The following is a 25,974-nucleotide window of genomic DNA, read 5'->3' on the forward strand; positions in this document are numbered from 1 at the left end:
CGGCAGTGGGCGAAAGCGCAGTGCTGGTGGTGACGGTGCTGGAAGCGGCGCTGCGGGAGCGGCCATATCACCGACGCCACTGTTCAGGGCGGCAGAGCTGGCGCTGAGCGATATCACGCGCGACCATGACCGACTGACAGGCCATCCCTCGCGCTGGAATGCAGCGTTTACCCCTCATCGGTTCCAGCGTTGTCTGGCGCGAGCCGTACGAGATCAACAGGAGAATTTCGCTTGCCCGCCGTCACTTCATCATCGGACGAAGATGCCAATGCGTCCAATACGGCTGAGGTCCCCAGCCCCTACGCCGAGGAAGGCTTTCGTGTCGCCAGCCTGGCCGACGTCGCCTCGGAGCTTGCTGCTCGCCAGACCATGTCCCACGACGCGCTGACAGCGCGAGGGCCGTGGCGAGGCTGGTTGGCGGAACTGGGCCCGCTTGAGATCCATGGGCGTCCTGAGCGTGCCCTGCTGTTGCATGCCCATGGTGCCGGTGCCGGGCGTGAGACCGACTTCCATCAACGGTTCGCTGCTGCCTGCCTGGCGCATGACATGGCATGGCTGGCATTCGATTTCAGCTATCTCGTCAGGATGCGCTGCGAAAGCCGCCGCCGACCGCCACCCCGGCTGCCCAGGCTGATCGAGGAGATGGCGCGCTGGTGTCAGGCGCTGATGGCGTGTGTGGCAGACGTCGACTCCTTGCGATCTCTGCCCTGGCTGGTCGGCGGCAAGTCGATGGGCAGTCGTGTGGCCTCCCATCTGTTGGTGGAATTGGCCCATATGGCGCATGCGCCGTTGCCGGTCGGGTGGTACGCGCTGGGCTATCCCTTCCATCCCACGGGCAAGCCCGACAAGTTGCGCATCGACCATCTGCCGGCTATCCCGATGGCGGGTGTGATCTGTCAGGGCAGCCGCGATCCCTTCGGCACTCGAGAGGAAGTGACGGCATATCCGTTGCCGGAAAGCCTCACCTTGCATTGGCTGAATGATGGCGAACATGATTTCAAACCACGAAAAGTGAGTGGCGAGACGCGTGAAGGACTGATTTCGCGTGCAGCACAGGCCTTGGCCCATCACCCGGCATTGGGCGGAAAGCGGCAGTGAATCATCATTATTTGCGGGGCATTACCCAGGCCTTCGATGGCGACAGCGGCATGTCAGAATGATGACGCAACGCTGATGTTTACTGGCCTGCAGGCGAGATGCAGCGGGAAAGTCCTGTCTTATCAATACTCTGTCGCGGACGATTGCTGAAATTGCGCGTAAAAAAAGTATTGACTCATGGGCCGGATTCCGTAGAATGCAGCGCCAACGAGACAGGGGTGGTTAGCTCAGTTGGTAGAGCACCAGCCTTACAAGCTGGGGGTCACTGGTTCGAACCCAGTACCACCCACCATTTGAAAAAAGTCATTGCTTTTCAAAGCGTTACTTGATTAAATGGCCTGGTTCGTTAGCAGAAGCAAGCGTTTGTCGTGGACCGGTAGTTCAGTTGGTTAGAATGCCGGCCTGTCACGCCGGAGGTCGCGGGTTCGAGTCCCGTCCGGTCCGCCATTCTCGTTTGTCATGCGCCCGATGTTGAGTTGTTCTGAAGTGGACCGGTAGTTCAGTTGGTTAGAATGCCGGCCTGTCACGCCGGAGGTCGCGGGTTCGAGTCCCGTCCGGTCCGCCATCAGAATCGCGAGATATCACCGCTGCTTGCAGCAAAGATCGTTTGTGTTGGGTGATTAGCTCAGTTGGTTAGAGCACAAGCTTCACATGCTTGGGGTCACTGGTTCGAATCCAGTATCACCCACCAATGCGGACCGGTAGTTCAGTTGGTTAGAATGCCGGCCTGTCACGCCGGAGGTCGCGGGTTCGAGTCCCGTCCGGTCCGCCATTCGATCTACAAGAATTCGTGAAACCTGAGCTTTCGAGCTCGGGTTTTTGCGTTTCTGGCTGTCGGAAAGTCTTCAGTACTGATCCAGCCTCGCTTGTCTCCCGTTCTTGTCTCCCGTTCTTACCTCTCTACGTCTCGACCTGGCCCTGTCCCGGCTTGTCGGCCTTCTCGGTGCACATCGCGACGCTCCCCTTTCCCCGTTGACGGGTATCCTGCACGGTTTTCCTCTCGCTGCCGTCATTACTGGTCTCATTCGCGATGTGGCCTTTGGGAGTATTGAGCCCATGGCGCGATGCTCTACACTAGGATCACTCGTTTCATACGACCGTTTGCCATCTATCCTCAGCCGTTGATGTCCTGACAGCCTCCTGCTGATGACCATGATTCATGAGTGTTGCTGATGAGAATGGCGGCGGCGCGATACAACAATGATTGTCCGAGGTGCTCGAGACAGCCAAGGAGAGACCGCAATGACTGCCTATCCGAATATCTTCCGTCCGCTGACGTTGGGCCATATCACGCTCAAGAACCGTGTGCTGATGGGCTCGATGCACACGGGGCTTGAGGAGACTCCCAATGGCTTCGCGCGCCTGGCGGCGTTCTATCGTGAGCGTGCACGCCACGGTGTGGCGCTGATCGTCACGGGCGGTATCGCGCCGAACGCGGAAGGGGTTGTCATGCAGGGGGCCGCGAAGCTGACCACCCCGGAGGAGGCGGAGCACCATCGCGAGGTCACCGAGGCGGTGCACGCCGAGGATGGGCGCATCTGTCTGCAGATCCTTCATGCGGGGCGTTATGCTTACTCACCGGATCAGGTCGCGCCCTCGGCGATTCAGGCGCCGATCAACCCCTTCACGCCACGCGCGCTGAGCACCTCAGAGGTCAAGGAGCAGATCGCCGACTACGTGCGCTGCGCCAGCCTGGCACGCGAGGCCGGCTATGACGGCGTCGAGGTGATGGGCTCAGAAGGCTATTTCATCAACCAGTTCATCTGTCGGCGCACCAATCAGCGCGAGGATGAGTACGGTGGCAGCTTCGAGAATCGCATCCGCCTGGCGGTGGAGATCGTCGCCGGTATTCGTGCCGCGCTGGGTGAGGACTTCCTGATCATCTATCGCCTCTCGATGCTGGATCTGGTCGACGAGGGCAGCACCTGGGAGGAAGTGGTCGCGCTCGGCAAGGCCATCGAGGCGGCGGGGGCGAGCCTGATCAATACCGGCATCGGCTGGCATGAGGCGCGTGTGCCGACCATCGTCACCAGCGTGCCGCGCGCTGTCTTCACCGGGCTGACCCAGCGCATGAAGCAGGAACTCAGTCTGCCGCTGATCACCACCAATCGCATCAACATGCCCGAGGTTGCCGAGTCGGTGCTGGCCGAGGGCCATGCCGACATGGTGTCGATGGCGCGGCCGTTCCTGGCGGATCCTCAATGGGTCAGCAAGGCCATGGCGGACGATGCTGCCATCATCAATACCTGCATCGCCTGCAATCAGGCGTGTCTCGATCACACCTTCCAGATGAAGCTGACCTCTTGCCTGGTCAATCCGCGCGCCTGTCATGAAACCGAGATGGTGATCGAACCCGCGCGACATGAGCGCCGTGTAGCAGTGGTGGGCGCAGGGCCTGCCGGCTTGTCTGCCGCCGTGACGGCGGCCGAGCGTGGCCACGAGGTGGTGCTGTTCGAGGCGCAGTCCGAGGTGGGGGGGCAGTTCAATTTCGCACGCCGCATTCCCGGCAAGGAAGAGTTCGACGAGACACTGCGTTACTTCAACGAGAAGCTGGTGCGTTGTGGGGTCGAGGTGCGTCTCAATACCCGCGCCACCGCCGAGATGCTGGCGGAATTCGATGCCGTGATTCTGGCCTCGGGCGTGAAGGCGAGGACGCCGGATATCGAGGGTGTCGAAGCCGGTATCGAGCGGGGGCAGGTGCTCAGCTATGCCGAGGCGATCAGCGCACCGGAGCGGGTCGGGCGTCGCGTGGCGTTGATCGGGGCTGGCGGGATCGGCTTCGATGTCGCGGAGCTGATGACCCACGTCGAGCCGTCGCCCTCGCTGGATGGTGAGCTTTGGTGCGAGGAGTGGGGGGTAGATCTCTCGGTCAGCACGCCTGGCGGCCTCAAGGCGCCCGTGATACCGCAGGCGCCACGTGAGGTGTGGCTGCTGCAGCGCAAGACCTCCAAGCCCGGCAAGGGGTTGGGCAAGACCACTGGCTGGGTGCATCGCGCGACCCTCAAGCAGCGTGGCGTCAAGATGGTCGCCGGCTGTGAGTATCGCTCGATCGACAGCGAAGGCCTGACCGTCAGCCTCAATGGCGAAGAGCAGCATCTGGCGCTGGATAGCATCGTGCTGTGCGCCGGGCAGGATTCGGTGCTGGAGCTCAAGGCGCCTCTGGAGGCGGCGGGGGTGGAGCTGCATATCGTCGGTGGCGCCGACAGGGCGGCAGAGCTGGATGCCAAGCGCGCGATCGCGCAGGGCACCATGGCGGCCGCAGCCCTTTGAGTTGACCGCGATCACGCATGGGGATATTCAGCGTTGAGCTGAGCCTGACCACTGCCTAGACTGATGGAAGCCATCGCGGACGCCGTGCCTTTGTTGCATGTGCCTCCGTGGTGGCTTTGTCGTCTTCAGAGTTTGCCTCAGGCGCCGCGCCAGCGGCTCGATGCGCTCTGATTACTGCCTTGCCGCCACGATGGGATCTGCTCATGTCACCGCACGCCACCGCCTCACGCCATGCCACCGCTGAGGCTCTGATGCCGGACGCCGAGGACAGCCCTTTGTCGTCGCAGAGGGAGGGCGCTCGGGCTTCATCATTGCTGGCCGCCTCCCCGCCGGTAGCCGAGACACTGGACAGCCTGCTGGATCTGTTCACGCCGCCAGCGGTCGAGCGCCTGGCGTGGCCGCTGGCCGATGAGGCCGGTGTGATCGTCGAGTGCCTGCGCGCTGACACGCTGGATAGCGAGATTTCCGGTAACAAGGCCTGGAAGTTGCGCCTGCCGCTGGCCAGGGCGTTGAGCGAGAAGCGGGGCATCATCAGCTGTGGAGGGGGGTGGTCGAACCATCTGCATGCATTGGCGGCGGCGGGTGCCAGATTGGGTATCGAGACGCATGGCCTGGTGCGCGGGCACCCCGAAGCGCCGCTGACGCCCACGCTCGCCGATGCACGTGACAATGGCATGCGCTTGAGTTTCGTCTCGCGAGCCGAGTACCGGCAGCGCGACCAGCCTGATTTTGCCAGGCGCCATGGCGAGGGAGTATGGATTCCCGAGGGTGGCGGTTGCGTGGAGGGTGTCGCCGGGCTGGCACCGTTGGCCCAGGCGTTGGCCGAGCCGGTGCCCGGCGAGTCTGCGCCGCAGCTGGTACTGCTGGCCTGTGGCAGCGGCACGACGCTTGCCGGGGTGCTGAGCGCGCTGGGCGAGCGCGATGGGCTGCGGGTCATCGGGGTGCCGACCATGAATCATGGCGATCAGCTCTACCATCGTGTGCGTCGCCTGCTGGCGGAGAGTGGCGGCAGCCAGCAGAAGACGCCGGAGTGGGGGCTGTGGCTGGGCGCGCAGGCCGGCGGCTTTGCCAAGGCGCCTGACTGGTTGATCCAGTTCATTCAGCGCTTCGAGGCTGAGACCGGCGTTGCGGTGGAGCCGGTCTACACCGCCAAACTGTTTGCGGCGCTGGCGCACCATCTGGCCAATGGTCTGATCGCACGCGGTACGCGCATTCGCGTGCTGCACAGCGGGGGCTTGCAGGGGCGACGAGGCTATCCGGCGTTGCAGGCCATCTGAGGGTGCTGCCGGGGTGAGTGTCATCTGGCTCGTCCCCTCCTGTGAGGCACCATCCGGTGGCTTGCGTGCAGCCTTCACCTGCCACTGGCGGCGACGTGCAGCGCTGTTATGATGGAGTTTCTGCAGCGGCTCCTGCCATCCGGGAGCCGTGTCTGTTTCACCGGACAGGGTGATCCCCTGTCCCGCTCTGGAAATTCCCATGACGACTGACGCCATTGCCCCGACCCCCGCTGCGACCTCTGCTGCCGATGAAGCGTGCACTTCACGCTTTCTGGCCAGTGACAACACGTCCGGTATCTGTCCCGAGGCGATGGCGTACATGATGCAGGCCAATCGTGATGACGATCTCGCCTACGGCAATGACCGCTGGACGCAGCAGGTCACCGACAGCTTCCGTCAGCTGTTCGAGACCGAGTGCGAGGTGTTCTTCGTCTTCAATGGCACCGCCGCCAACTCCCTGTCGCTGGCCCATCTGTGCCAGTCCTACCACAGTGTCATCTGCCACGAACTGGCCCATATCGAGACCGATGAATGCGGTGGGCCGGAGTTCTTCTCCAACGGTTCCAAGTTGCTCAACGCGCCGGGCCCCAACGGCAAGCTGACGCCGGAAGGCATCGAGCAGCTGGTCACCAAGCGCAGCGATATCCACTATCCGCGTCCGCGGGTGATCTCCCTGACCCAGTGCACCGAGGTCGGCACCGTCTACAGCCTGGAAGAGCTGCAGGCGATTCGTGAAGTGGCGGACCGTCATGACCTTCAGATCCATATGGATGGCGCCCGTTTCGCCAATGCCTGCGCCGCGCTGAATGTCTCGCCCGCTGAGCTGACCTGGAAGGCGGGCGTGGACGTGCTGTGCTTCTCCGGCACCAAGAATGGTCTGGCCATGGGAGAGGCGGTGATCTTCTTCGATCGCAAGCTGGCACGCGATTTCGATTATCGCTGCAAGCAGGCCGGTCAGCTGGCCTCCAAGATGCGCTTCATCGCGGCGCCCTGGATGGGGCTGCTGGAAAATGATGTCTGGCTGAACAACGCCCGTCATGCAAACGGCATGGCGCAGTATCTGGCCGAGCGACTCGAGGCGCTGGAGGGCATCGAGCTGCTGTTCCCCAGCGAGGCCAACAGCGTGTTCGCCAGCTTCCCCGAGCATGTGCTGGTAGCACTGCGTGAGCGTGGCTGGACCTTCTATACCTTCATCGGTGCGGGCGGCGCGCGCTTCGTCTGCTCCTGGAACACCACCACCGAGTTGCTCGACGCCTTGCTCAAGGATATTCGCGACGTGCTGTGAGTCTCTTGACTCAGGCAGTCCCCAAGGCGTGAGCGCCTCCCTCGAGATCCCCATCGCCCCGGCGATGGGGATTTTTTTGTGGCTTGTTGTCCGGTCTGGTCAACGTCATGCGTGACTGAGGCAATAGTCTGATCAGGTTGGTAGCCACTTCGTCGCCAGTCGTTGTCTTCATGGTCTTTGCGACGAAGCAGGAGGCTGTGTGAAGAGCGGCGGGGGTGGTCGGGTGAGAGGTGTGGACGCGATCATTCTTGCTCGACTGGCTGGTATGCAGTGTCGTCTGGGCGTGCGAGTGACTGGCGTCAACCGTCATTCTCTTCCTATGCTCAGGGTGTGCTGCGGTGCAACATGAGGTGGAGGGAGTACCCGCGGCAGCAGAGACATTGGTCGTGTTCCTGCTTCTTTCTTCAACGTGTTGTCAGGGGGATTCAGGCGCAATCGTAGTGTCTGCTGACCCTCTGGTTGCCGTAGATCCTGTGATGGCTGGCAGAACTGGCTGCGCTGGCGGAAAGTTCGTTGAATGCTTTCATTCACTGTATTGGACACCGGCACCCTATATCGACCTATGCTGATAAACACGCCGAGGCAGTCGTCCTGCGAACGCCATCCAGGCTTTGCAGGCGTAAGATTCCGCTGTCATGCATGAGTAGGCTCGGCGATGGTCCCAGCGACTGATGTCGCGACAAGGAGGCTTCCATGAGTATCTTCGATCACGTGCAGAGCCGCTACGAGCGGATTCAGCAAGAAGAGATGAGTCTCCAGGAGTACCTGGAGTTGTGCCGGCAGGACGCTACTGCCTACGCCAGCGCTGCCGAGCGTATGCTGGCGGCCATCGGTGAACCGGAGGTCATCGATACCGCCAAGGACCCCAGTCTTTCCCGTATCTTTTCCAACAAGCTGATCCGCCGCTATCCAAGCTTTGCCGAGTTCTATGGCATGGAAGAGGCGATCGAGCAGATCGTTTCCTACTTCCGGCATGCGGCGCAGGGACTGGAGGAGCGCAAGCAGATCCTGTATCTGCTCGGCCCGGTGGGCGGCGGCAAGTCGTCTCTGGCGGAGCGCCTCAAGCTGCTGATGGAGCAGATCCCCTTCTATGCCATCAAGGGCTCGCCGGTATTCGAGTCTCCGCTGGGGCTGTTCTCGCCGGAGGAAGATGGTGAGCTGATCGAGAAGGAGTACGGCATTCCTCGGCGCTGCATGCGCAGTGCAATGTCGCCGTGGGCCGCCAAGCGGCTCAAGGAATATGGCGGAGATATCAGCAAATTTCGCGTGGTCAAGCTCTACCCCTCGCGCCTCAATCAGATCGGTATCTCCAAGACCGAGCCGGGTGATGACAACAACCAGGACATCTCTGCGCTGGTCGGCAAGGTCGATATCCGTCAGCTGGAGCTCTATGCCCAGGACGACCCGGATGCCTACAGCTTCTCCGGCGGGCTGTGCAAGGCCAACCAGGGGCTGATGGAATTCGTCGAGATGTTCAAGGCGCCGATCAAGGTGCTGCACCCGCTGCTGACCGCGACCCAGGAGGGCAATTACAACCCGACGGAAGGCATGGGCGCGATTCCCTTCGATGGCGTGGTGCTGGCGCACTCCAACGAGAGCGAGTGGCAGGCATTTCGCAACAACCGCAACAACGAGGCCTTCCTTGATCGCGTCTATATCGTCAAGGTGCCTTACTGCCTGCGCGCCTCCGAGGAGGTCAAGATCTACGCCAAGCTGCTGGAGCATTCGTCGCTGAATCAGGCGCCCTGTGCCCCGGATACGCTGCGCATGCTGTCCCAGTTCATCGTGCTGTCGCGTCTGCGTGAGCCGGAGAATTCCAGCGTCTACTCGAAGATGCGCATCTATGACGGCGAGAACCTCAAGGATACCGATCCGCGCGCCAAATCGATCCAGGAATACCGCGACAGCGCCGGTGTTGACGAGGGGATGGATGGGCTCTCGACACGCTTTGCCTTCAAGATTCTCTCCAAGGTCTTCAACTTCGATGCCAGTGAGGTCGCGGCCAATCCGGTCCATCTGCTCTACGTGCTGGAGCAGCGCCTCGATCAGGAGCAGCTGCCCAAGGAAACCCATGAGCGCTACCTGCGCTATATCAAGGAATACCTGGCACCCCGCTACGTCGACTTCATCGGCAAGGAGATCCAGACCGCCTATCTCGAGTCCTATTCCGAGTATGGGCAGAACATCTTCGATCGCTATGTGACCTATGCCGACTTCTGGATCCAGGAGCAGGAGTATCGCGATCCCGAGACCGGTGAACTGCTGGACCGTCAGTCACTCAACGAGGAACTGGAGAAGATCGAGAAGCCCGCGGGCATCTCCAACCCGAAGGATTTCCGTCACGAGGTGGTCAACTTCGTGCTGCGCGCACGGGCGCAGAACAACGGTACCAACCCGAGCTGGCAGTCCTACGAGAAGCTGCGTGCGGTGATCGAGAAGAAGATGTTCGCCAATACCGAGGAGCTGCTGCCGGTCATCTCCTTCAATGCCAAGGCCTCGGCATCCGACCAGCGCAAGCACGAGGACTTCGTGGCGCGCATGGTGGATCGCGGCTACACCGAGAAGCAGGTGCGCCTGTTGTCCGAATGGTACCTGCGCGTACGCAAGTCGCAGTAAGCCCTGCCGACTGACGACAGGCCTGCCGGCGGGCACGATTGCCGCCGGCACTTGCCATCCGGCCATCCGCTGAGGGCGGGGCCGGCAAGGAGGGCGAATGAGTTATTTCATTGATCGACGCAGCAATGCACGCAACAAGAGTGCAGTGAATCGACAGCGCTTCATTCGGCGCTATCGCAGTCATATCAAGCGGGCGGTGGAGGATGCCGTCAATCGGCGCTCCATCACCGACATGGAGCGCGGTGAGGAAGTCTCCATCCCGACGCGTGACATTTCCGAGCCGGTCTTCCAGCACGGGCAGGGCGGCAAGCGGCGTGTGATCAATCCCGGCAACAAGGAATTTGTCGAAGGGGACCGCATGCGCCGGCCCGGCGGTGGTGGTGGGGGAGGTGGCAGTGGCGAAGGCCAGGCCTCCAATCAGGGCGAAGGGGAAGACGACTTTGCCTTCACCCTGTCGCGTGAGGAATTTCTCGAGTTCGTCTTCGACGGACTGGAACTGCCGCATCTGGAGCGCAAGCAGATCGCGGACATGGAAGAGGTGCGCCCAGTGCGCGCGGGGATTGCGCGTGACGGCACACCGGCACGTATCAACATCGTTCGCTCGATGCGCTCGGCACAGGCGCGGCGCATCGCGATGCGTTCCCCGATCAAGCGAGCGCTGAAGGAGGCTGTCGAAGCGCTGGAGCAGGAGGAGCGCAAGGACCCGGTGCTGCGCAACAAGGTGCGCATCAGTGAGCTCAAGGCGGAAATCGAGCGGCTCGAGGCGCGCCTCAAGGCGGTGCCGTTCCTCGATACCTATGATCTGCGCTACAACCACCTCATCAATCAGCCGATGCCGTCCAACAAGGCGGTGATGTTCTGCGTGATGGATGTCTCGGGGTCGATGACCCAGGCGCACAAGGACATCGGCAAGCGTTTCTTCCTGTTGCTGTATCTGTTCCTGGAGCGCAACTACGAGAAGGTCGAGCTGGTCTTCATCCGTCATCACACCGCTGCCAAGGAAGTCGATGAGGAGGAGTTCTTCTACTCCCGCGAGACCGGCGGCACCATCGTGTCCAGTGCCCTCACGCTGCTCGATGAGGTGATCGAATCGCGCTACCCGGCCGGCGAGTGGAATCTCTACGTGGCGCAAGCCTCGGATGGCGACAACTGGGACGACGATTCCACCAATTGTCGCGAACTGATGATCAAGAAGCTGATGCCGCGCCTGCAGTATTACGCCTATGTGGAGATCACGCCGCATGCCCATCAGGCGCTATGGGAGGAATACGAGCGGGTCGAGGCGGAATTTCCGGAACGTTTTGCCATGCAGCAGATTGTCGAGGCAGGCGACATCTACCCGGTATTCCGCGAGCTGTTCAAGCGCCGCATCAGCGCCTGATCACATCATGCGACGTGCCCGGCAGTCACGCCGGGTCAGGAGGCCTCATGAGTCATGGTCTTGATGGCGGTCTTGATGACCGAATGGGCAAGCACATCGATAGCCGGCTGGAAGATACCCAACCGGCCAGCGGGTCGGATTGGACCTTCGAATTGCTCGAGCATTTCGAAAGCGAGATCGCGCGCATCGCCGCGCAGTACAAGCTGGATATCTACCCCAACCAGATCGAGGTGATCACGTCCGAGCAGATGATGGATGCCTACGCCAGCATCGGCATGCCGGTCGGCTACCATCACTGGTCGTTCGGCAAGCAGTTCCTGTCGGTGGAGCAGGCGTATCGGCGAGGGCAGATGGGGCTGGCCTATGAGCTGGTGATCAACTCCGACCCGTGCATCGCCTATCTGATGGAAGAGAACACCCTGATGATGCAGATTCTGGTCATGGCGCATGCCTGCTATGGCCACAACAGCTTCTTCAAGGGCAATTATCTGTTCCGCACCTGGACGGATGCCTCGGCGATCATCGACTACCTCGTCTTCGCGCGGAAATACGTGTCCGAGTGCGAGGAGCGTCATGGCGTGGACGCCGTCGAGCAGCTGCTCGATGCCTGCCATGCGCTGCAGAACTATGGCGTGGATCGCTACAAGCGTCCTTCAGCCATCTCGCCGGAAGAGGAGGTCCAGCGTCAGCAGGAGCGAGAGGCCTACCTGCAGGCCCAGGTGAATGCGCTTTGGACCACGATTCCCCAGGCGGGCGAAGAGGATGAGGTGGTCGATGAGGTCAATGATCCTCTCGGTCTGCATCGCCGCGGACACTATCCGCCGGAACCGCAGGAGAACCTGCTCTATTTCATCGAGAAGAATGCCCCGTTGCTGGAGCCCTGGCAGCGCGAGCTGGTGCGTATCGTGCGCAAGCTGGCGCAGTACTTCTATCCGCAGCGCCAGACGCAGGTGATGAACGAGGGATGGGCATGTTTCTGGCACTACACCATCATGAATCAGCTCTACGATGAGGGGGTGATCGGCGAGGGCGTGATTCTCGAGTTCCTGCAGTCGCATACCTCGGTGGTGCAGCAGCCCGGCTTCGATCACCCGCATTACAACGGCATCAATCCCTATGCGCTGGGCTTCGCGATGTTCACCGATATCAAGCGTATCTGTGAGCACCCCGACGATGAGGATCGTGAGTGGTTCCCGGATATCGCCGGCAGCGACTGGCTGGAAACGGTGCACTTCGCGATGCGCAACTTCAAGGATGAGTCCTTCATCCAGCAATTCCTGTCGCCCAAGGTGATCCGGGATCTCAAGCTGTTCTCGCTGGTCGATGATGACAGCGATGAGCATCTCGTCATTGACGCCATTCACGACAGTCGTGGTTACAAGCGCATTCGTGAGGCGCTGTGCGTGCAGTACGCGCTGAGCCATCGTGAGCCGAATATCCAGGTGTGGGCCGCCAATATTCGCGGTGATCGCTCGCTGACCCTACGCCATGTGCAGGATGATCGCCGCCCGCTGGCGCGCAGCGTCTACCCCGTGATGCGCTATCTGCACCAGCTTTGGGGTTTCCCCGTTCATCTGGAGTCGATGGAGAGCGATGAGGTGGCAAGGCGCTACCAGTGGCCGCTGCCGGAGGATGCCAATCTCGGCTGACAGGGCTTCAGGGGGAGTTCATGGCGGCTCAAGGCGGTATCGAGGGGGGGGGCTGACCTGACCGGCGCGCAATCGGCATGAGACAGGCATGAAAAAACCGCCGTGAGGACATCCTCGCGGCGGTTTTCTTGTTTCAGTGGGCTCTCGTGCTTTCAGCCAGAGAGCTTCGATTGAGCGCCTCAGGCCGGACGCTTGGTCCAGGACTGACACCAGCCCTTCGGCTCGACGCTATGGCTGGGAAAAAGCTGGCAGCCCTCGTTCTCGGGCTTGTAGAACATGCAGTTGGCGCAGTCCGAACCCGGCTTGAAGGCGGGATGATCCTCGGCCTCACTGGCGACCTCCACATAGTTGAGCGCCTTTGCCTGTGGGTTGGAGGTGTCCAGGCGCGGCAGGCCGGCGGCAAGGGCGCGTGGCGAGAGTATGGCGGCGCCCAGTGGCAGGGCTGCGAGCCCCAGCAGGCTATTGCGCATGAAGTTACGGCGGCTCTGATTGGCCATGGTCGGATTCCTTCTCATCAATGGAGCACAACCGTCGGGATGTGCTGCGGTCACGGCTCGCCTGTCAGGAGGCGCTTGCATGTCAGTCGTTGCAGTGTCGCGGGTGCCACTGGCACCTTGATGGGCACTCTGTGTGGCATTGCTGACCGCTTGCTGGCATTCATGGATGCAGGTGGCATGCCAGATGCTGAACATGTGGTCAGGTTCTGCGCCATCAGTGTTCGGGCAGATTTGTCAGGAGGTCTCTGCTCGCCGATGGTGCATCAAGCGGGTGCTACCTGTTTATTGTGGCTTGAGTTGGGGCAACCGTCAGCCTCGCTGGCATAACTCTGGCATGATGGAATCGACGCAGTAGCGTGAATGACATCGCTGTGGCCCGCGAGCCATGGCGAAATGATGAATGCATGCCTTGCCGAGGTAATTGCAACGACAAGAAGGAAATGGCGGGATGCTGGATGTGATGGATGATATTCGCTCGGCCGGCCGTAAGCTGTGGCGAGGCTTCGGGGTCAGCGTGGTGTTTGCACTGGTAGGGGGTGGGCTCTGGTGGTGGCAGGAGCGCGACTACCAGCAATTCTACGTCTGGCAGGGCGTGCCGCAGGCGCGTGCGCTGGACTGGAAGACGCTGGCGCGTGGCTTGCGCAGCGATGCCTATCTGGTGGGGTGGTCTGATCTGCGTGCCAACCCGTTGTGGGTGACATGGCGGCTCGAGAATACTCAAGGGTCGCGGCTGGGGGAGCGTCCTGACAAGTTCGAGCGCGACTGGCGCTCACTGTGGCCCGTCACGCCGGATAGCTATCGCAACAGTGGCTACGATCGTGGGCACCTGGCGCCCAACTACGCCATCGGCAAGATCTACGGCGTCAAGGCGCAGCATCAGACCTTCCGCATGACGAATATCTCGCCACAGACACCGGCGCTCAATCGCAAGCTTTGGCAACGGCTGGAAGCCGCCATCATGGACAGCATCCTGCCGCGTGAAGGTACGCTGTGGATCACGGCAGGACCGGTCTTCAGCGGCAGTATCGAGCGGCTGCCCAATCTGATCGAGATTCCCGATGCCTTCTACAAGATCATCATCTCGCCCGGTTCGGGCCGGCAGGCACCGCGTGCGTTGGCATTTCTCTTTCCGCAGCAGGTGAGGGGAGATGAGCCGCTGGATCGCTTTCTGGTCAGCATCGACCGCATCGAGTCACTGACAGGGCTGGACTTCTTCCATGAGCTTCCCGATGACGTCGAGCAGCGCCTCGAGGCACAAGTCGTGCGCGATGGCTGGCAGGTGGACAGTTTCAGTCGTACGCCATCACGTTATTGAGCGCACAGGGAGAGGCGGGTGACATAGGAGCCTAATCAGCGCCAAGCCAAGGTCCGACTGACAGGAACGTACTGAAGGAGTTCGGCGGACGGGTGCCGACTGAAGGGGTGTAGCTGAAAAGAGTTATCCACAATGTCTGGCGTGGCAATGGGTGTGGACAAGTTGCGTATGAGGAGGGCGGTATTTTCTTCGAAGCATGCGAAAGGCAACGCAGGGCAGGGCGCTGTGGGTCTAGGCAAAACAAGAGGGTGAGTCAGTCAGGATATTGCAAGGGGGGAGTATCGCGATGTGAGCAGCAGGTGCTGCGAGGATGCATCGGATATCAACTTGATGGTGCCCAGAAGAGGACTTGAACCTCCACGTCCATAAGGACACTAGCACCTGAAGCTAGCGCGTCTACCAATTCCGCCATCTGGGCATCAAGTTGTGTGCTGAAGCCTCAAGAGCTGAGTCTTGCAGCTGAACGAGCATGAGATCCTTGGTAGTGGATACCATGTTCCCTGTTCGAGTGCGCATCGTGGTGCCCAGAAGAGGACTTGAACCTCCACGTCCATAAGGACACTAGCACCTGAAGCTAGCGCGTCTACCAATTCCGCCATCTGGGCGAAGCGCGATACAGGGGTCGTTCGTTGTGAGTCTGACGTCCGTGGTGCCCAGGAGAGGACTTGAACCTCCACGTCCATAAGGACACTAGCACCTGAAGCTAGCGCGTCTACCAATTCCGCCACCTGGGCAGACATCAGAACTCGTTTCGGCCCGTAGACCCGGATCAGCAATCAAGTTATTGAAACTTAAATGCTTTACCCGCTTTCTGGTATCCATCTTAACGTGTGTCACGCCAACATGAAACCCGAAATTGGTGCCCAGAAGAGGACTTGAACCTCCACGTCCATACGGACACTAGCACCTGAAGCTAGCGCGTCTACCAATTCCGCCATCTGGGCAAGTGGTGCCGAATAATACGGATGTACTGCGGGAATGCAAGCTTTTTCTTTCATGCCTTGTTGAGCGGGCCGCAGAAAGCCTCTCTCGCTTCATGAGGATAGACAGAGGCCAGAGAGAGGACAGACAGATGAAGCTCATCGATTGGCGAGCTTTCAGACTTGAGAGTCTGGCCTCGGGCCGCCATTGAGAGCACTGAATGGCCCCTCCGCCGTGATGAGTGGCGGGGAATGGTTGGGTCGGCCCAAGGGTAGAGGCTATAATGCGCGGATGAGAGACAATCTGTCATTCCGTGCCGCGATCGCTGCCCGTCTCGAATTCATCGTCAAGGAATCCTGATTAATGACCCAATGGACGCTCAGCGACGACCCGCACGCGGAACGCGAAGCCCATAAGTACGACAAGCCCATCCCCAGCCGAGAGTTCTTGCTCGACAAGCTGGAAGAGTATGGCAAGCCCATTACCCACGAGAACATGAGCCGCATGCTCGGTTTCGAGGACGAGGAGCAGCAGGAAGCTGTGCGTCGTCGTCTCAATGCCATGGAGCGTGACGGTCAGGTGCTGCGCAATCGTCGCGGCGCCTATGCCCTGATCGACAAGCTGGACCTGATCCGTGGCCGCATCGTCGGTCACCGTGACGGCTTCGGCTTCCTGGCGCGCGAAGATGGCGTCAAGCCGGACCTCGCCGTGCCGCCGCGCCAGATGCGTCGTGTCTTCCATGGCGATCAGGTGCTGGCGCGCATCAGCGGCCGTGACCGTCGTGGCCGTGACGAGATCACCATCGTCGAGGTATTGGCGCGCAACACCCAGACCCTGGTCGGCATCTATCGTCAGTCCGAGCCGGACTTCGGTGTACTGATTCCCGAGAACTCGCGCATCGCGCAGGAAGTCATCATCCCCAACCGCGTGGCCAATGGAGCCAAGGACGGTCAGGTGGTGTCCGTGCGCATCACTCAGCAGCCCGCTACACGCGTTCAGCCAGTGGGTGAAGTGGTCGAGGTGCTCGGTGAGCGCATGGACCCGGGCATGGAAATCGATATCGCGATCCGCTCCCACGATATCCCCAGTGAATTCCCGCCGGAAGTCGAAGACCAGATCTCGACCATCTCCGCCGAGGTGCTGGAAGAAGACAAGAAGGGGCGCATCGACCTGCGCGAGACACCGCTGGTCACCATCGATGGCGAAGACGCGAAGGACTTCGATGACGCCGTCTGTGCCTGGCAGGACGACAGCGGCAACTGGAAACTGCTGGTCGCCATCGCCGATGTCTCCCACTACGTGCGTGGCGGCAGTCCGCTGGATCAGGAAGCCTACGTGCGCGGCAACTCGGTGTATTTCCCAGGGCAGGTCGTGCCGATGCTGCCGGAACTGCTCTCCAATGGACTGTGCTCGCTCAATCCGCACGTCGACCGTCTGACCATGGTCTGCGAGCTGACCATCTCCGCCCGGGATGGTGAGATGCTCGATTATCGCTTCTTCGAGGCCGTGATCCGTTCCCATGCCCGCCTGACCTACAACAAGGTCGGTACCATGCTGGAAGATCCGGACAGCGAAGAGGGTCAGGCACTGTGCCAGCAGTACAGCGAGCTGTTGCCGTCACTGCACAACCTGCATGCCCTGTACGGCGTGCTGCGCAAGGCGCGTGACAAGCGCGGTGCCATCGACTTCGAGACCACCGAGACCCAGATCCTGTTCAACGATGAGCGCAAGATCGAGCAGATCGTGCCGCGTACTCGCAATGACGCGCACAAGCTGATCGAGGAATGCATGCTGGCGGCCAACGTCGCGACGGCGCGTTTCCTGGATGAACATGATCTGCCTGCACTCTATCGTGTCCACAAGCAGCCGGCGCCGGAGCGCCTGAGTAATCTGCGCGCCTTCCTGGGCGAGCTGGGGCTGACGCTGGAAGGTGGTGACGAGCCAGCACCCAAGGACTTCCAGGCACTGCGTGCCTCGATCGCCGAGCGTCCGGACCTCGACATCATCCAGACCGTGATGCTGCGCAGCATGACCCAGGCGGTCTACTCGCCGCAGAACGAAGGTCACTTCGGGCTGGCCTATGATGCCTATGCGCACTTCACCTCACCGATCCGTCGTTATCCGGATCTGCTGGTGCACCGTGCGATTCGCTCCGTCATCCGTGGCCCGCGCAAGACCGACACCGTGCTGCGCGCTGAAGATGCCGTGACCGAGCGCCCGACCAAGTGGTGTCCGTACACCTTCGAGCAGATGCTCGAGCTGGGTGAGCACTGCTCTATGACCGAGCGCCGCGCCGATGAGGCGACGCGTGACGTCAACGACTGGCTCAAGTGCGAGTTCATGAAGGACAAGGTCGGCGAAGTGCTGGAAGGCACCGTCGCGGCGGTCACCCAGTTCGGCCTGTTCGTACGCCTGGATGCCTACTACGTCGAGGGCCTGCTGCACATCTCCTCGCTGCCGTCCGACTACTATCACTACGAGGCCGAGAAGCACCGCCTCAAGGGTGAGCGTGCCGGCGTCAGCTATGGTCTCGGCGATGGCGTCACCGTCCAGGTGGCACGTGTCGACATGGATGAACGCAAGATCGACTTCATGCTCAGCGATCCGACACCGCGCCCCAAGCGCAAGCCGCGCAAGTCGCGCAGCAGCGAGCGAGAGGGTGGCAAGTCATCTGCGGCCAAGAGCAGCTCACCTTCCGGCAAGGAGTCCTCTTCCAAGGGGCGCCCCGGCAAGCGTGAACGCGAGCGTCTCAAGTCCCTGACTGAAGAAGTCAGCCAGGAAGGCAATGGCAGCGCGGCGGCGGCCGAAAAATCGGCAGGTGAGCGTCCGCCGCGCAAGCCGCGCGGTGAGCGCAATGACCGCTCAGGCCGTGGAGAGCGCAAGGCGTCTGCTGGCAATGAGCGTGAGTCTGCGCCTGAAGCGCCGGCAGCAGCGCGTCCGGCCGTGCCGAGTGGCCCGGAAGCCGCCGACAGCCCATTCGCGCCGGTGGCACCGATGGGGGCTGCAGGCAAGGACGATCCGTCGCGCAAGCGCGGTTCGCGCTCGCGCGGGCGTCGCGGTAACGGCCGTAGCTGATTTCGGCTCGGCTCCTCGCGCGTCATTGCAATTGCATCAGCCCCGGCTCCGGTCGGGGCTGATGCGTTGGGCAGTTCAGGCTGCACGATTTCAAGGCTGTCGCGTCGGCGGCAGCGCAGTTTCCGTCAATGTGACAGGGCCCGTCGGGTCATCAGTCAGGAAGGCACAATGAGTCAGGACAAGGGGCGCAAGCCCGGCCGCGGCAAGCCCGCCGGCGAGCGTGCTAGCCACGCCAGAAGTGAGCATTCCCGAGGCGAGCGCAGTGGCGCTCAGCGCCATGAGCGAGGCGGGGCACGCAAGGGTGGCGCTCGCGCCGCTGCGCCGAAGATTCCCTGTGGGCTGGAAGCCGTCTATGGCGTGCATGCCGTGGAAGCCTTGCTGGCACGAGATCGTGCGCCCAGCGAGCTATGGGTGCAAGCGGGCGAGGCCGAGCTGCGCCTGAGCGAGATCATCGAGCAGGCGCGTGCCGCCGGCTCGTGCGTCACCCTCAAGGGGCGCGGGGAGCTGGATGCACTGGCCGTCGGCGGTGGTGCCCATCAGGGGCTGGTCGCGCTGTGCGCGCCACTGGCCACCGAGAACGAGACCGGCCTCAAGCTGCGCCTTGATGGCTGGTCTCACGAAGAAGCTCCGCTGTTTCTGGTGCTGGACTCCGTCACGGATCCGCACAACCTCGGCGCCTGCCTGCGCAGTGCCGATGCCGCGGGCGCCCATGGCGTCATCGTGCCCAAGGACAAGTCGGCTTCCCTGAACGCGACCGTGCGCAAGGTGGCCTGTGGGGCTGCGGAAGTGGTGCCGGTCTATCAGGTCACCAATCTGGCCCGCACGCTGGACGCCATGAAGGAAGCCGGTGTCTGGGTGCTGGGCACGGCGGGCGAAGCCGAATCCATGGCCTTCGAAGCCGACTTCACCGGCCCGGTCGCCATCGTGATGGGTGCCGAGGGCAAGGGCATGCGTCGCCTGACCCGCGAGCATTGCGACAGCCTGATCAAGCTGCCGATGGCGGGTAGCGTCTCCAGCCTCAATGTCTCGGTTGCCGCGGGCATCTGTCTGTTCGAGGCCGTGCGTCAGCGCCGCGGCTGAGGCAATTGTCGGCAGGGGATAGTCAGGAAGGCAGGGCAGAGACAAGCAAGAGAGAGGCGGCCGGCGGAACGGGGCTGGCTGTCTTTCACGGGCCGCTTGCCAAGCCCTTGACTCCTCTCTACAATACTGCGGTTCTGTGAAGTGCAGTCTGCAGTGAATGCGCGGCATGGGGGCACCTGTCCTCGCCCGCGCGCGTCATTCGTGGCCTTCGGGTCTGAATGGTACAACCGTAGTAATCACTCCACTCCTTGCTTCCCGGCCCGAGACGCGCCGTGGGGGCTGTCAAACCGAAAGGAGCCAAGCCATGCGTCACTACGAGATCGTGTTCATGGTCCACCCGGACCAGAGCGAACAGGTTCCGGCCATGATCGAGCGTTACACCTCCATCGTGACCGAAGCCGGCGGTACTGTGCATCGTCTGGAAGATTGGGGTCGCCGTCACCTGGCCTACCCGATCAACAAGATCCACAAGGCCCACTACGTGCTGATGAACGTCGAAACTACCGGTGAGGTGGTTGAAGAACTCGAAACCATCTTCCGTTTCAACGACGCCGTCATCCGTAACCTGGTTGTGCGTTCAAAGGAAGCGGTCATCGAGCCGTCTCCGATGATGAAGCCGGCTGAAGAGAAGCGTCCGCGTCGCGAAGACAAGCGTGACGAATCCGAAGCTCAAGACGCTAACTGATACCGCACCCCCAGGAGGTCATTGCAATGGCACGTTTTTTCCGTCGTCGCAAGTTCTGCCGCTTCACCGCTGAAGGCGTGAAGCAGATCGACTACAAGGACATCGAAGTCCTGAAGTCTTACATCACCGAGACCGGCAAGATCGTCCCGAGCCGTATCACTGGCACCAAGGCACGCTACCAGCGTCAGCTGGCGACTGCCATCAAGCGTGCTCGCTACCTGGCTCTGCTGCCGTACAGCGATAGCCACCAGTAAGGCGACACCATGATGCTGGCACTGGCACGCTGGGCCATGCGCGGCCCCCTACAATGCATTGCGATTGTATTGCTGACGGGAATCGTGCCCTGGTTCTTCTGGTTCAGTGCCGCCATCAGTGCGCTGGTCACGCTTCGGCGTGGCCTTGCGCCTGCCGCACCCGTAGTCATCGCCGCCGCCGTTCCGGCCGGTTGGTGGTGGGTACAAGGCGATCCGGTGCCTTTGGCAACCGTATTGCTGGTCACCCTGATGGCAACCCTGTTGCGCGCTCGCGTGCGATGGGGGGAGGCGCTGATAGGCGCCAGCCTGACGGCGGCACTGATGGTGCAGTCCGGGATATTCCTGCCACCAGGCGGAGCCGGTCCACTGCTTGAGAGCATTCGCAAGAATGCCCCTGAGCTTGACGCACGCTTGAACGACTTTGCCGCTCAAGGTGTGCCGACTGAACAGCTCGCAGGGCTGGTCATCGGTGGTATTACCGGGTTGGTGGTCCTGCTGGCCGCCACGGGCTGTCTGGCCCTGGCGCGCAGTTGGCAGTCCGGGCTCTACAATCCGGGTGGGTTTCGCCGCGAATTCCATGCCTTTCGGCTGAGTTTGCCCGAAATCCTGATACTGGCAGCCTGCGGGATCATTGGCGTACTGCTCAATGTGCCTGCAGTGCTCCTGCTGATCTGGATACCGCTGCTGGTGGCGGGCATTGCCCTGGTACATGGTTACATCGGGTTAAAGGGGATGAGCGGGTTATGGCTCGTCGGCGTCTATTTCATGATGCTGACCACCTGGCCCACGATTCTGATTTTGCTGCTGTTGGCGCTTGTGGACGTCTTTGCGGATTTTCGCGCACGTCTCGCCGGCAGTCATCGATAAGAGGTTTACGAGATGCAAGTCATTCTGCTCGACAAGATTGGCAAGCTGGGTAACCTGGGTGACCAGGTTTCCGTCAAGGCTGGCTTCGGTCGCAACTACCTGCTGCCGTACGGCCTGGCAGTTCCGGCCACTGCTGAAAACCAGGCAGCTTTCGAAGCTCAGCGCGCTGAGCTGGAAGCACAGGTTGCAGAGCGCAAGGCCGAAGCTGAAGCGCGTGCCGCTCAGCTGAACGAAATCGAACTGTCCCTGGTCGCCAAGGCTGGCGATGAAGGCAAGCTGTTCGGTTCCATCGGTCCGCGTGATCTGGCCGAAGCTATCGCCCAGTCTGGCATCGACGTCGCCAAGAGCGAAGTCCGCATGCCGGAAGGCCCGCTGCGCAACACTGGCGAATACGACATCGTGCTGCAGCTGCACGCTGAAGTGACTGCCACTGTCCGTGTGGTCGTGGTCGGCGAGTAATCGCTGATCTGCAGTGGCTGGCCGGTGATCCGGCGTAGCGACTGCTGCGGTACCCAAGCCGCCTTTGCATCCTTGATGCGAAGGCGGTTTTTTCATGGGCGTGATTTGTCGTCGTCGAGGCGATGACGCACAAAATCCGGTAGAATGCCTGCCCCCGTCAGGAAGAGGCTTCGGCGTGGGCGCGACGGTTGGCAGGCTTGCGTCAATGCGTGAAACTAGAAGCCCCCGCGGGCATGTCAGTCATCAGCAGGAGTCAGTCAGGCATGAGCGAGATTCAGGATCAGGATCGCGAGACGGCAGCGCTCAAGGTGCCGCCCAATTCGCTGGAGGCCGAGCAGTCGGTGCTTGGCGGCTTGATGCTGGACAACAGCGCCTGGGATACGGTCTCCGAGCGGCTGGTGGCCGACGACTTCTACCGTTATGAGCATCGTCTCATCTACAACGCCATGTCTCAGCTGGTCGGCGGCAGCCGCCCGCTGGATGTGGTGACGTTGTCCGAGCTGCTGGAAAGTCGTGACCAGCTCGAGTCGGTCGGCGGGCTGGCGACCCTGGCCGAGCTGGCGCGCAATACGCCCTCGGCCAGCAACATCAAGGCCTATGCTGACATCGTTCGCGAGCGCGCCACGCTGCGCAAGCTCATCCAGGCGGCCAACCAGATTGCCGAGAGCTCCTTCAGCCCGCAGGGGCGTGATGCCGATGAGCTGGTCAACGAGGCCGAGCGCCTGGTGTTCCAGATCAGCGAATCGCGGCCCAAGAGCGGTGGCCCCCAGGGCATGAGTCAGCTGCTGACCGGCGCGGTGGACCGCATCGATGAGCTGTTCAACCTCAAGGGCCAGATGACGGGCCTGTCGACCGGCTTCCGCGATCTCGATGACATGACCTCCGGCCTGCAGCCGTCGGATCTGGTGATCATTGCCGGGCGTCCCTCGATGGGCAAGACCACCTTTGCCATGAATCTGGTCGAGCATGCCGTGGTCTCCGGCGACAAGCCGGTCGCCGTCTTCTCGATGGAGATGCCCGCCGAGTCGCTGATGTTGCGCATGATCTCCTCATTGGGCCGCATCGATCAGACCAAGGTGCGTACTGGCCAGCTGGAAGACGAGGATTGGCCGCGTCTGACTTCGGCGGTCAACCTGCTCAAGGACAAGCAGCTGTTCGTCGATGACACCGCGGCGCTGTCGCCCAACGAGATGCGCTCGCGCTGTCGACGCATGGCGCGTGAACACGGCGGCATCGGTCTGATCATGATCGATTACCTTCAGCTGATGCAGGTGCCGGGGCTTTCCGAGAACCGGACCGCGGAGATCTCCGAGATCTCGCGCTCGCTGAAGGGCCTGGCCAAGGAATTCGACTGCCCGGTGGTGGCGCTCTCGCAGCTGAACCGCTCGCTTGAGCAGCGCCCCAACAAGCGCCCGGTGATGTCGGATCTGCGTGAATCCGGCGCTATCGAGCAGGATGCCGATGTCATCGCCTTCGTCTACCGTGATGAGGTCTACAACAAGGACAACCCCGACAACAAGGGACTGGCCGAGCTGATCATCGGCAAGCAGCGTAACGGCCCCATCGGTACCGTTCACATGGCCTTCATCGGCAAGTACACCCGTTTCGAGGACCTGGCGCCCGACAGTTATGGCCAGGCCTTCGCTGAATAACGTGATGCGTACGCGCGTCAATCATGTACCCGGGCGGCGGCATCGCCGTTGCCTCGCAAGACCCGCACTGACGGGGAGGAGATAGCATGGCAGGTGGATTTGGGCGCGGACGCGCACGTACCCCCAAGCTGCAAGGCCGCGGCACGCTGGAGAGTCTGGAGCGTGAAGGACCCTTCAAGGAATGGCTGGGCATGCCGGACCTCTACCGCTTCACGCTGGTCGTGGAAGGTGAGAGCTACAGCTACCAGACCGAAGACAGCGAAGTGCCGGTAGAGGCTGGCGACATGGTCGTCTTCCGTTACAAGGAGACCAAGGCGGGCAAGTGGATCGACCGCAACTCCCTCGGCAAGGCCATCGACCCCAACTCGCTGTAGGCGTCACTCCAGTGCATGAGGATCACGCCATGCCGGCTGCCAGGCCGGCATGGCGTGATCCGTGTTCATCGAGATGGTCGGTACGTCGAGATGGTCGGTATAACGTCCCCCGGGCAGGATGCCGATCAGGGCTGTGGTATTTCCTCTGCCGGATGAGGCGCCTCATGCGCCGCGTGCAATCTTTGTCATCCCTTTGTCATGTCAGCATGTTCAGATTCTGACATGCTCCCTTCCCCGCCCCTGCAAGCCGCCCATGGCCAGCCTGTCGTCGAATCCTGTCATGCACTGGAGGCGTTGCTGCGTCAGCGCCAGGTGAGCATGCATTTCCAGCCCATCGTGTCGTCCAACGGGCGTGAGGTGTTCGCCTATGAGGCGCTGGCGCGCGGGAATGCCGCGGGGCCACTGGCCTCACCACTGGCGATGTTCTCGGCGGCGCGCGAACACGGCCGGCTGGTGGAACTCGACAGCCTGTGTCGCGAGCGTGCGCTCGAGCAATGGTCGACGCTGGGCCTGACGGAGCGGCTGTTCATCAACGTGTCTCCCGATGTGCTGCTGGATGGCACCCACTCGCCCGGTCTGACGCGACGCCTGCTGCGGCGCTTCGGCCTGCGTCCGCACCAGGTGGTGATCGAGCTGACCGAGCAGACGCCCGGGCTGGATTCGGCGCTGATGCGGGAAGCCGTCAGCCATTATCAATCGATGGGCTTCGCCATCGCGCTGGATGATCTCGGCGAGGGCTATGCCAGCCTCAAGCTGTGGTCGTCGGTGCAGCCGGACTTCGTCAAGATCGACCGTCACTTCATCAGTGGTATCCATGCCGACCCGCTCAAGCGGCGCTTCGTGCGCTCGATCATCGATATCGCCCACGGTAGTGGCAGTCAGGTGATCGCCGAGGGCGTCGAGCGTGAGGCGGAAATGGAGTGCGTGCGACAGCTGGGGGCCGACTACCTGCAAGGCTGGTTGTTCGCGCCGGCCGAGGCCGATCCGCTTGGCCAGCGCGCCGCGCTCGACCGGCATCTGCGCCAGCTGAGTCGCAGGCTGCAGCAGCGCCCGCCGCCTGGCCGCAGCATCGGCAGTCTGGCGCGCGCCGTGACGCCTGTGCAGCAGGATGTCACCGTCAATGAGGTCGCCCAGCGGCTGCATGCCGAGCAGGAGGTGATGTCACTGGCCGTGGTGGACGAACAGCAGCGACCAGTGGGCATGATCATCCGCCATCGCCTGCTGGGGCTGCTGAGTCAGCGCTTCGGGCCGGAACTGTATGCGCGACGCTTGATTCACGAGGTCATGCAGAGCAGTCCGCTGCGCGTCGAGGCGGATGAGACGCTGGAGCGCGTCTCGGCCAAGGTGACCGGCCGCGAAGGCAGTGATCGGGATGAGGACTTCATCATCACGCGCGGCGGGCGCTATCAGGGACTGGGGCGCACTCTGGACTTGCTGCGCATCATCACGGAGCTACAGGTCGCGAGTGCCGAGGAGGCCAATCCATTGACGCGCCTGCCGGGCAACGGACCGATTGAGCGCCAGTTGCTCGGCTGCGTGGCTGGCGCGGGCCTGGGCAAGGGAGAGGGCTTGCGAGAGGACGGCAACGCGCACAGTGCCGAATGGGTGGTGATCTATCTGGATCTCGACAATTTCAAGCCCTTCAATGACCGCTTCGGCCACGCGCTGGGCGACCGCATGTTGCTGGCGCTGGCGACGGTATTGCGCGATGCGCTGCAGGAGGGTGACTTTCTCGGCCATGTCGGCGGCGATGATTTCGTGATGACGCTGTGCATGGCCGAATCCCACCGAGCACTGCGCCTGACAGCGCTCGAGCAACGTCTTGCCGGACTGCAATCGGCATTCCAGCATGCGGTCTCCAGCCTGTATCCGGCCGATGTACTGGCAGCGGGAGGCTTTCAGGGCCACGACCGCTTCGGCACCACGCGCTTCTTCCCGCTGACGCGACTGTCACTGGTGGCGCTGCATGATCTTGCCGGGTGCGAGATGACCCACATCGCCGCGCGCTGGAGCGAGCTCAAGAGCGAAGCCAAGACGCGAGACTCCGGGCGTGTCATCGAGGCATGTACCTCACCAGTGCAGTGATCTCCGCCTGCGAGTCACTCAATCGTCATCCGCCTGCCCCATGACTGTCATCGCTGGCCATCAGTCTGGCGTGAAGCCTTGAAGTACATCCTGAAGCGTCGGGCTGCTGGGGTCAGGATTCGCCCAGCACCTGT

The 25,974-nt window shown here is 61.9% G+C and carries 18 protein-coding genes and 9 tRNA genes; 22 read left to right on the forward strand and 5 right to left on the reverse strand.

From position 1 onward, the window contains the following. The first annotated feature begins 231 nt into the window (after positions 1-231). From NH396_RS08295 to NH396_RS08350, 12 genes are all read left to right on the forward strand, one after another. A complete protein-coding gene (locus NH396_RS08295; RefSeq protein WP_253062919.1) occupies positions 232-1,098 on the forward strand; it encodes an alpha/beta family hydrolase in 867 nt (288 codons plus the stop codon). Between the two features lie 216 nt (positions 1,099-1,314). Next, a tRNA-Val gene (locus tag NH396_RS08300) sits at positions 1,315-1,390 on the forward strand. Positions 1,391-1,468: 78 nt separating this feature from the next. Then, positions 1,469-1,545, forward strand: a tRNA-Asp gene (locus NH396_RS08305). Between the two features lie 41 nt (positions 1,546-1,586). Beyond that, positions 1,587-1,663, forward strand: a tRNA-Asp gene (locus NH396_RS08310). Positions 1,664-1,712: 49 nt separating this feature from the next. Further along, positions 1,713-1,789, forward strand: a tRNA-Val gene (locus NH396_RS08315). A 4-nt stretch (positions 1,790-1,793) separates the two neighbouring features. Further along, a tRNA-Asp gene (locus NH396_RS08320) sits at positions 1,794-1,870 on the forward strand. A 470-nt stretch (positions 1,871-2,340) separates the two neighbouring features. Then, positions 2,341-4,368, forward strand: a complete 2,028-nt coding sequence (locus NH396_RS08325; protein WP_253062921.1) for an NADPH-dependent 2,4-dienoyl-CoA reductase — start codon at positions 2,341-2,343, stop codon at positions 4,366-4,368. 203 nt (positions 4,369-4,571) lie between these two features. Further along, on the forward strand, positions 4,572-5,645 hold the full coding sequence (locus NH396_RS08330; RefSeq protein WP_253062923.1) for a pyridoxal-phosphate dependent enzyme: 1,074 nt from the start codon (positions 4,572-4,574) through the stop codon (positions 5,643-5,645). Between the two features lie 199 nt (positions 5,646-5,844). Then, positions 5,845-6,930 carry a low specificity L-threonine aldolase gene (locus NH396_RS08335; RefSeq protein ID WP_253062925.1) on the forward strand — a complete coding sequence of 362 codons (1,086 nt, stop codon included), beginning with the start codon at positions 5,845-5,847 and terminating at the stop codon, positions 6,928-6,930. 693 nt (positions 6,931-7,623) lie between these two features. Then, positions 7,624-9,546: a PrkA family serine protein kinase gene (locus NH396_RS08340; protein ID WP_175089999.1), complete on the forward strand. Its 1,923-nt coding sequence runs from the start codon at positions 7,624-7,626 to the stop codon at positions 9,544-9,546. A 97-nt stretch (positions 9,547-9,643) separates the two neighbouring features. After that, complete coding sequence (locus tag NH396_RS08345; protein WP_107335619.1) at positions 9,644-10,927, forward strand: YeaH/YhbH family protein; 1,284 nt, start codon at positions 9,644-9,646, stop codon at positions 10,925-10,927. Positions 10,928-11,010: 83 nt separating this feature from the next. Then, positions 11,011-12,576, forward strand: a complete 1,566-nt coding sequence (locus NH396_RS08350; RefSeq protein WP_253063171.1) for a SpoVR family protein — start codon at positions 11,011-11,013, stop codon at positions 12,574-12,576. A gap of 179 nt (positions 12,577-12,755) precedes the next feature. Here NH396_RS08350 and NH396_RS08355 read toward each other — a convergent pair whose 3' ends face one another. Then, positions 12,756-13,073: a high-potential iron-sulfur protein gene (locus tag NH396_RS08355; protein ID WP_253062927.1), complete on the reverse strand. Its 318-nt coding sequence runs from the start codon at positions 13,071-13,073 to the stop codon at positions 12,756-12,758. Between the two features lie 448 nt (positions 13,074-13,521). On the opposite strand from NH396_RS08355, the gene NH396_RS08360 reads away from it, so the two are divergent. Further along, entirely contained in the window at positions 13,522-14,388 is an 867-nt protein-coding gene (locus NH396_RS08360; RefSeq protein ID WP_253062929.1) for a DNA/RNA non-specific endonuclease, read from the forward strand. 331 nt (positions 14,389-14,719) lie between these two features. On the opposite strand, the gene NH396_RS08365 is transcribed toward NH396_RS08360, so the two are convergent. From NH396_RS08365 to NH396_RS08380, 4 genes are all read right to left on the reverse strand, one after another. After that, a tRNA-Leu gene (locus NH396_RS08365) sits at positions 14,720-14,806 on the reverse strand. Positions 14,807-14,906: 100 nt separating this feature from the next. Beyond that, a tRNA-Leu gene (locus tag NH396_RS08370) sits at positions 14,907-14,993 on the reverse strand. A gap of 42 nt (positions 14,994-15,035) precedes the next feature. Beyond that, positions 15,036-15,122: transfer RNA gene (locus tag NH396_RS08375), tRNA-Leu, on the reverse strand. Between the two features lie 123 nt (positions 15,123-15,245). Continuing rightward, positions 15,246-15,332 (reverse strand) — tRNA-Leu (locus NH396_RS08380). Positions 15,333-15,672: 340 nt separating this feature from the next. Here NH396_RS08380 and rnr point away from each other — a divergent pair. The 9 genes from rnr to NH396_RS08425 all read left to right on the forward strand — a co-directional run bounded on the left by rnr (position 15,673) and on the right by NH396_RS08425 (position 25,840). Next, complete coding sequence (gene rnr / locus NH396_RS08385; RefSeq protein WP_253062930.1) at positions 15,673-18,384, forward strand: ribonuclease R; 2,712 nt, start codon at positions 15,673-15,675, stop codon at positions 18,382-18,384. 168 nt (positions 18,385-18,552) lie between these two features. After that, positions 18,553-19,464 (forward strand): 23S rRNA (guanosine(2251)-2'-O)-methyltransferase RlmB, encoded by a 912-nt coding sequence (gene rlmB / locus NH396_RS08390; RefSeq protein ID WP_306424392.1) that lies wholly within the window; start codon positions 18,553-18,555, stop codon positions 19,462-19,464. A 304-nt stretch (positions 19,465-19,768) separates the two neighbouring features. Beyond that, positions 19,769-20,149, forward strand: coding sequence for a 30S ribosomal protein S6 (rpsF, locus tag NH396_RS08395; RefSeq protein ID WP_176676041.1), 381 nt, complete (start codon positions 19,769-19,771; stop codon positions 20,147-20,149). 26 nt (positions 20,150-20,175) lie between these two features. Continuing rightward, positions 20,176-20,403, forward strand: coding sequence for a 30S ribosomal protein S18 (rpsR, locus tag NH396_RS08400; protein WP_024952281.1), 228 nt, complete (start codon positions 20,176-20,178; stop codon positions 20,401-20,403). Positions 20,404-20,415: 12 nt separating this feature from the next. After that, complete coding sequence (locus tag NH396_RS08405) at positions 20,416-21,270, forward strand: hypothetical protein (protein WP_253063183.1); 855 nt, start codon at positions 20,416-20,418, stop codon at positions 21,268-21,270. A 12-nt stretch (positions 21,271-21,282) separates the two neighbouring features. Beyond that, positions 21,283-21,729: a 50S ribosomal protein L9 gene (gene rplI, locus NH396_RS08410; RefSeq protein ID WP_175089989.1), complete on the forward strand. Its 447-nt coding sequence runs from the start codon at positions 21,283-21,285 to the stop codon at positions 21,727-21,729. Between the two features lie 263 nt (positions 21,730-21,992). Then, positions 21,993-23,381, forward strand: coding sequence for a replicative DNA helicase (gene dnaB, locus NH396_RS08415; protein WP_253062932.1), 1,389 nt, complete (start codon positions 21,993-21,995; stop codon positions 23,379-23,381). Positions 23,382-23,467: 86 nt separating this feature from the next. Then, positions 23,468-23,755 carry a hypothetical protein gene (locus tag NH396_RS08420; RefSeq protein ID WP_176676043.1) on the forward strand — a complete coding sequence of 96 codons (288 nt, stop codon included), beginning with the start codon at positions 23,468-23,470 and terminating at the stop codon, positions 23,753-23,755. 222 nt (positions 23,756-23,977) lie between these two features. Continuing rightward, positions 23,978-25,840, forward strand: a complete 1,863-nt coding sequence (locus NH396_RS08425) for a bifunctional diguanylate cyclase/phosphodiesterase (RefSeq protein WP_253062934.1) — start codon at positions 23,978-23,980, stop codon at positions 25,838-25,840. The last annotated feature ends 134 nt before the right edge of the window (positions 25,841-25,974 follow it).

Origin of the sequence: Cobetia sp. Dlab-2-AX, from assembly GCF_024124625.1 — a bacterium.
Lineage (GTDB): Bacteria > Pseudomonadota > Gammaproteobacteria > Pseudomonadales > Halomonadaceae > Cobetia.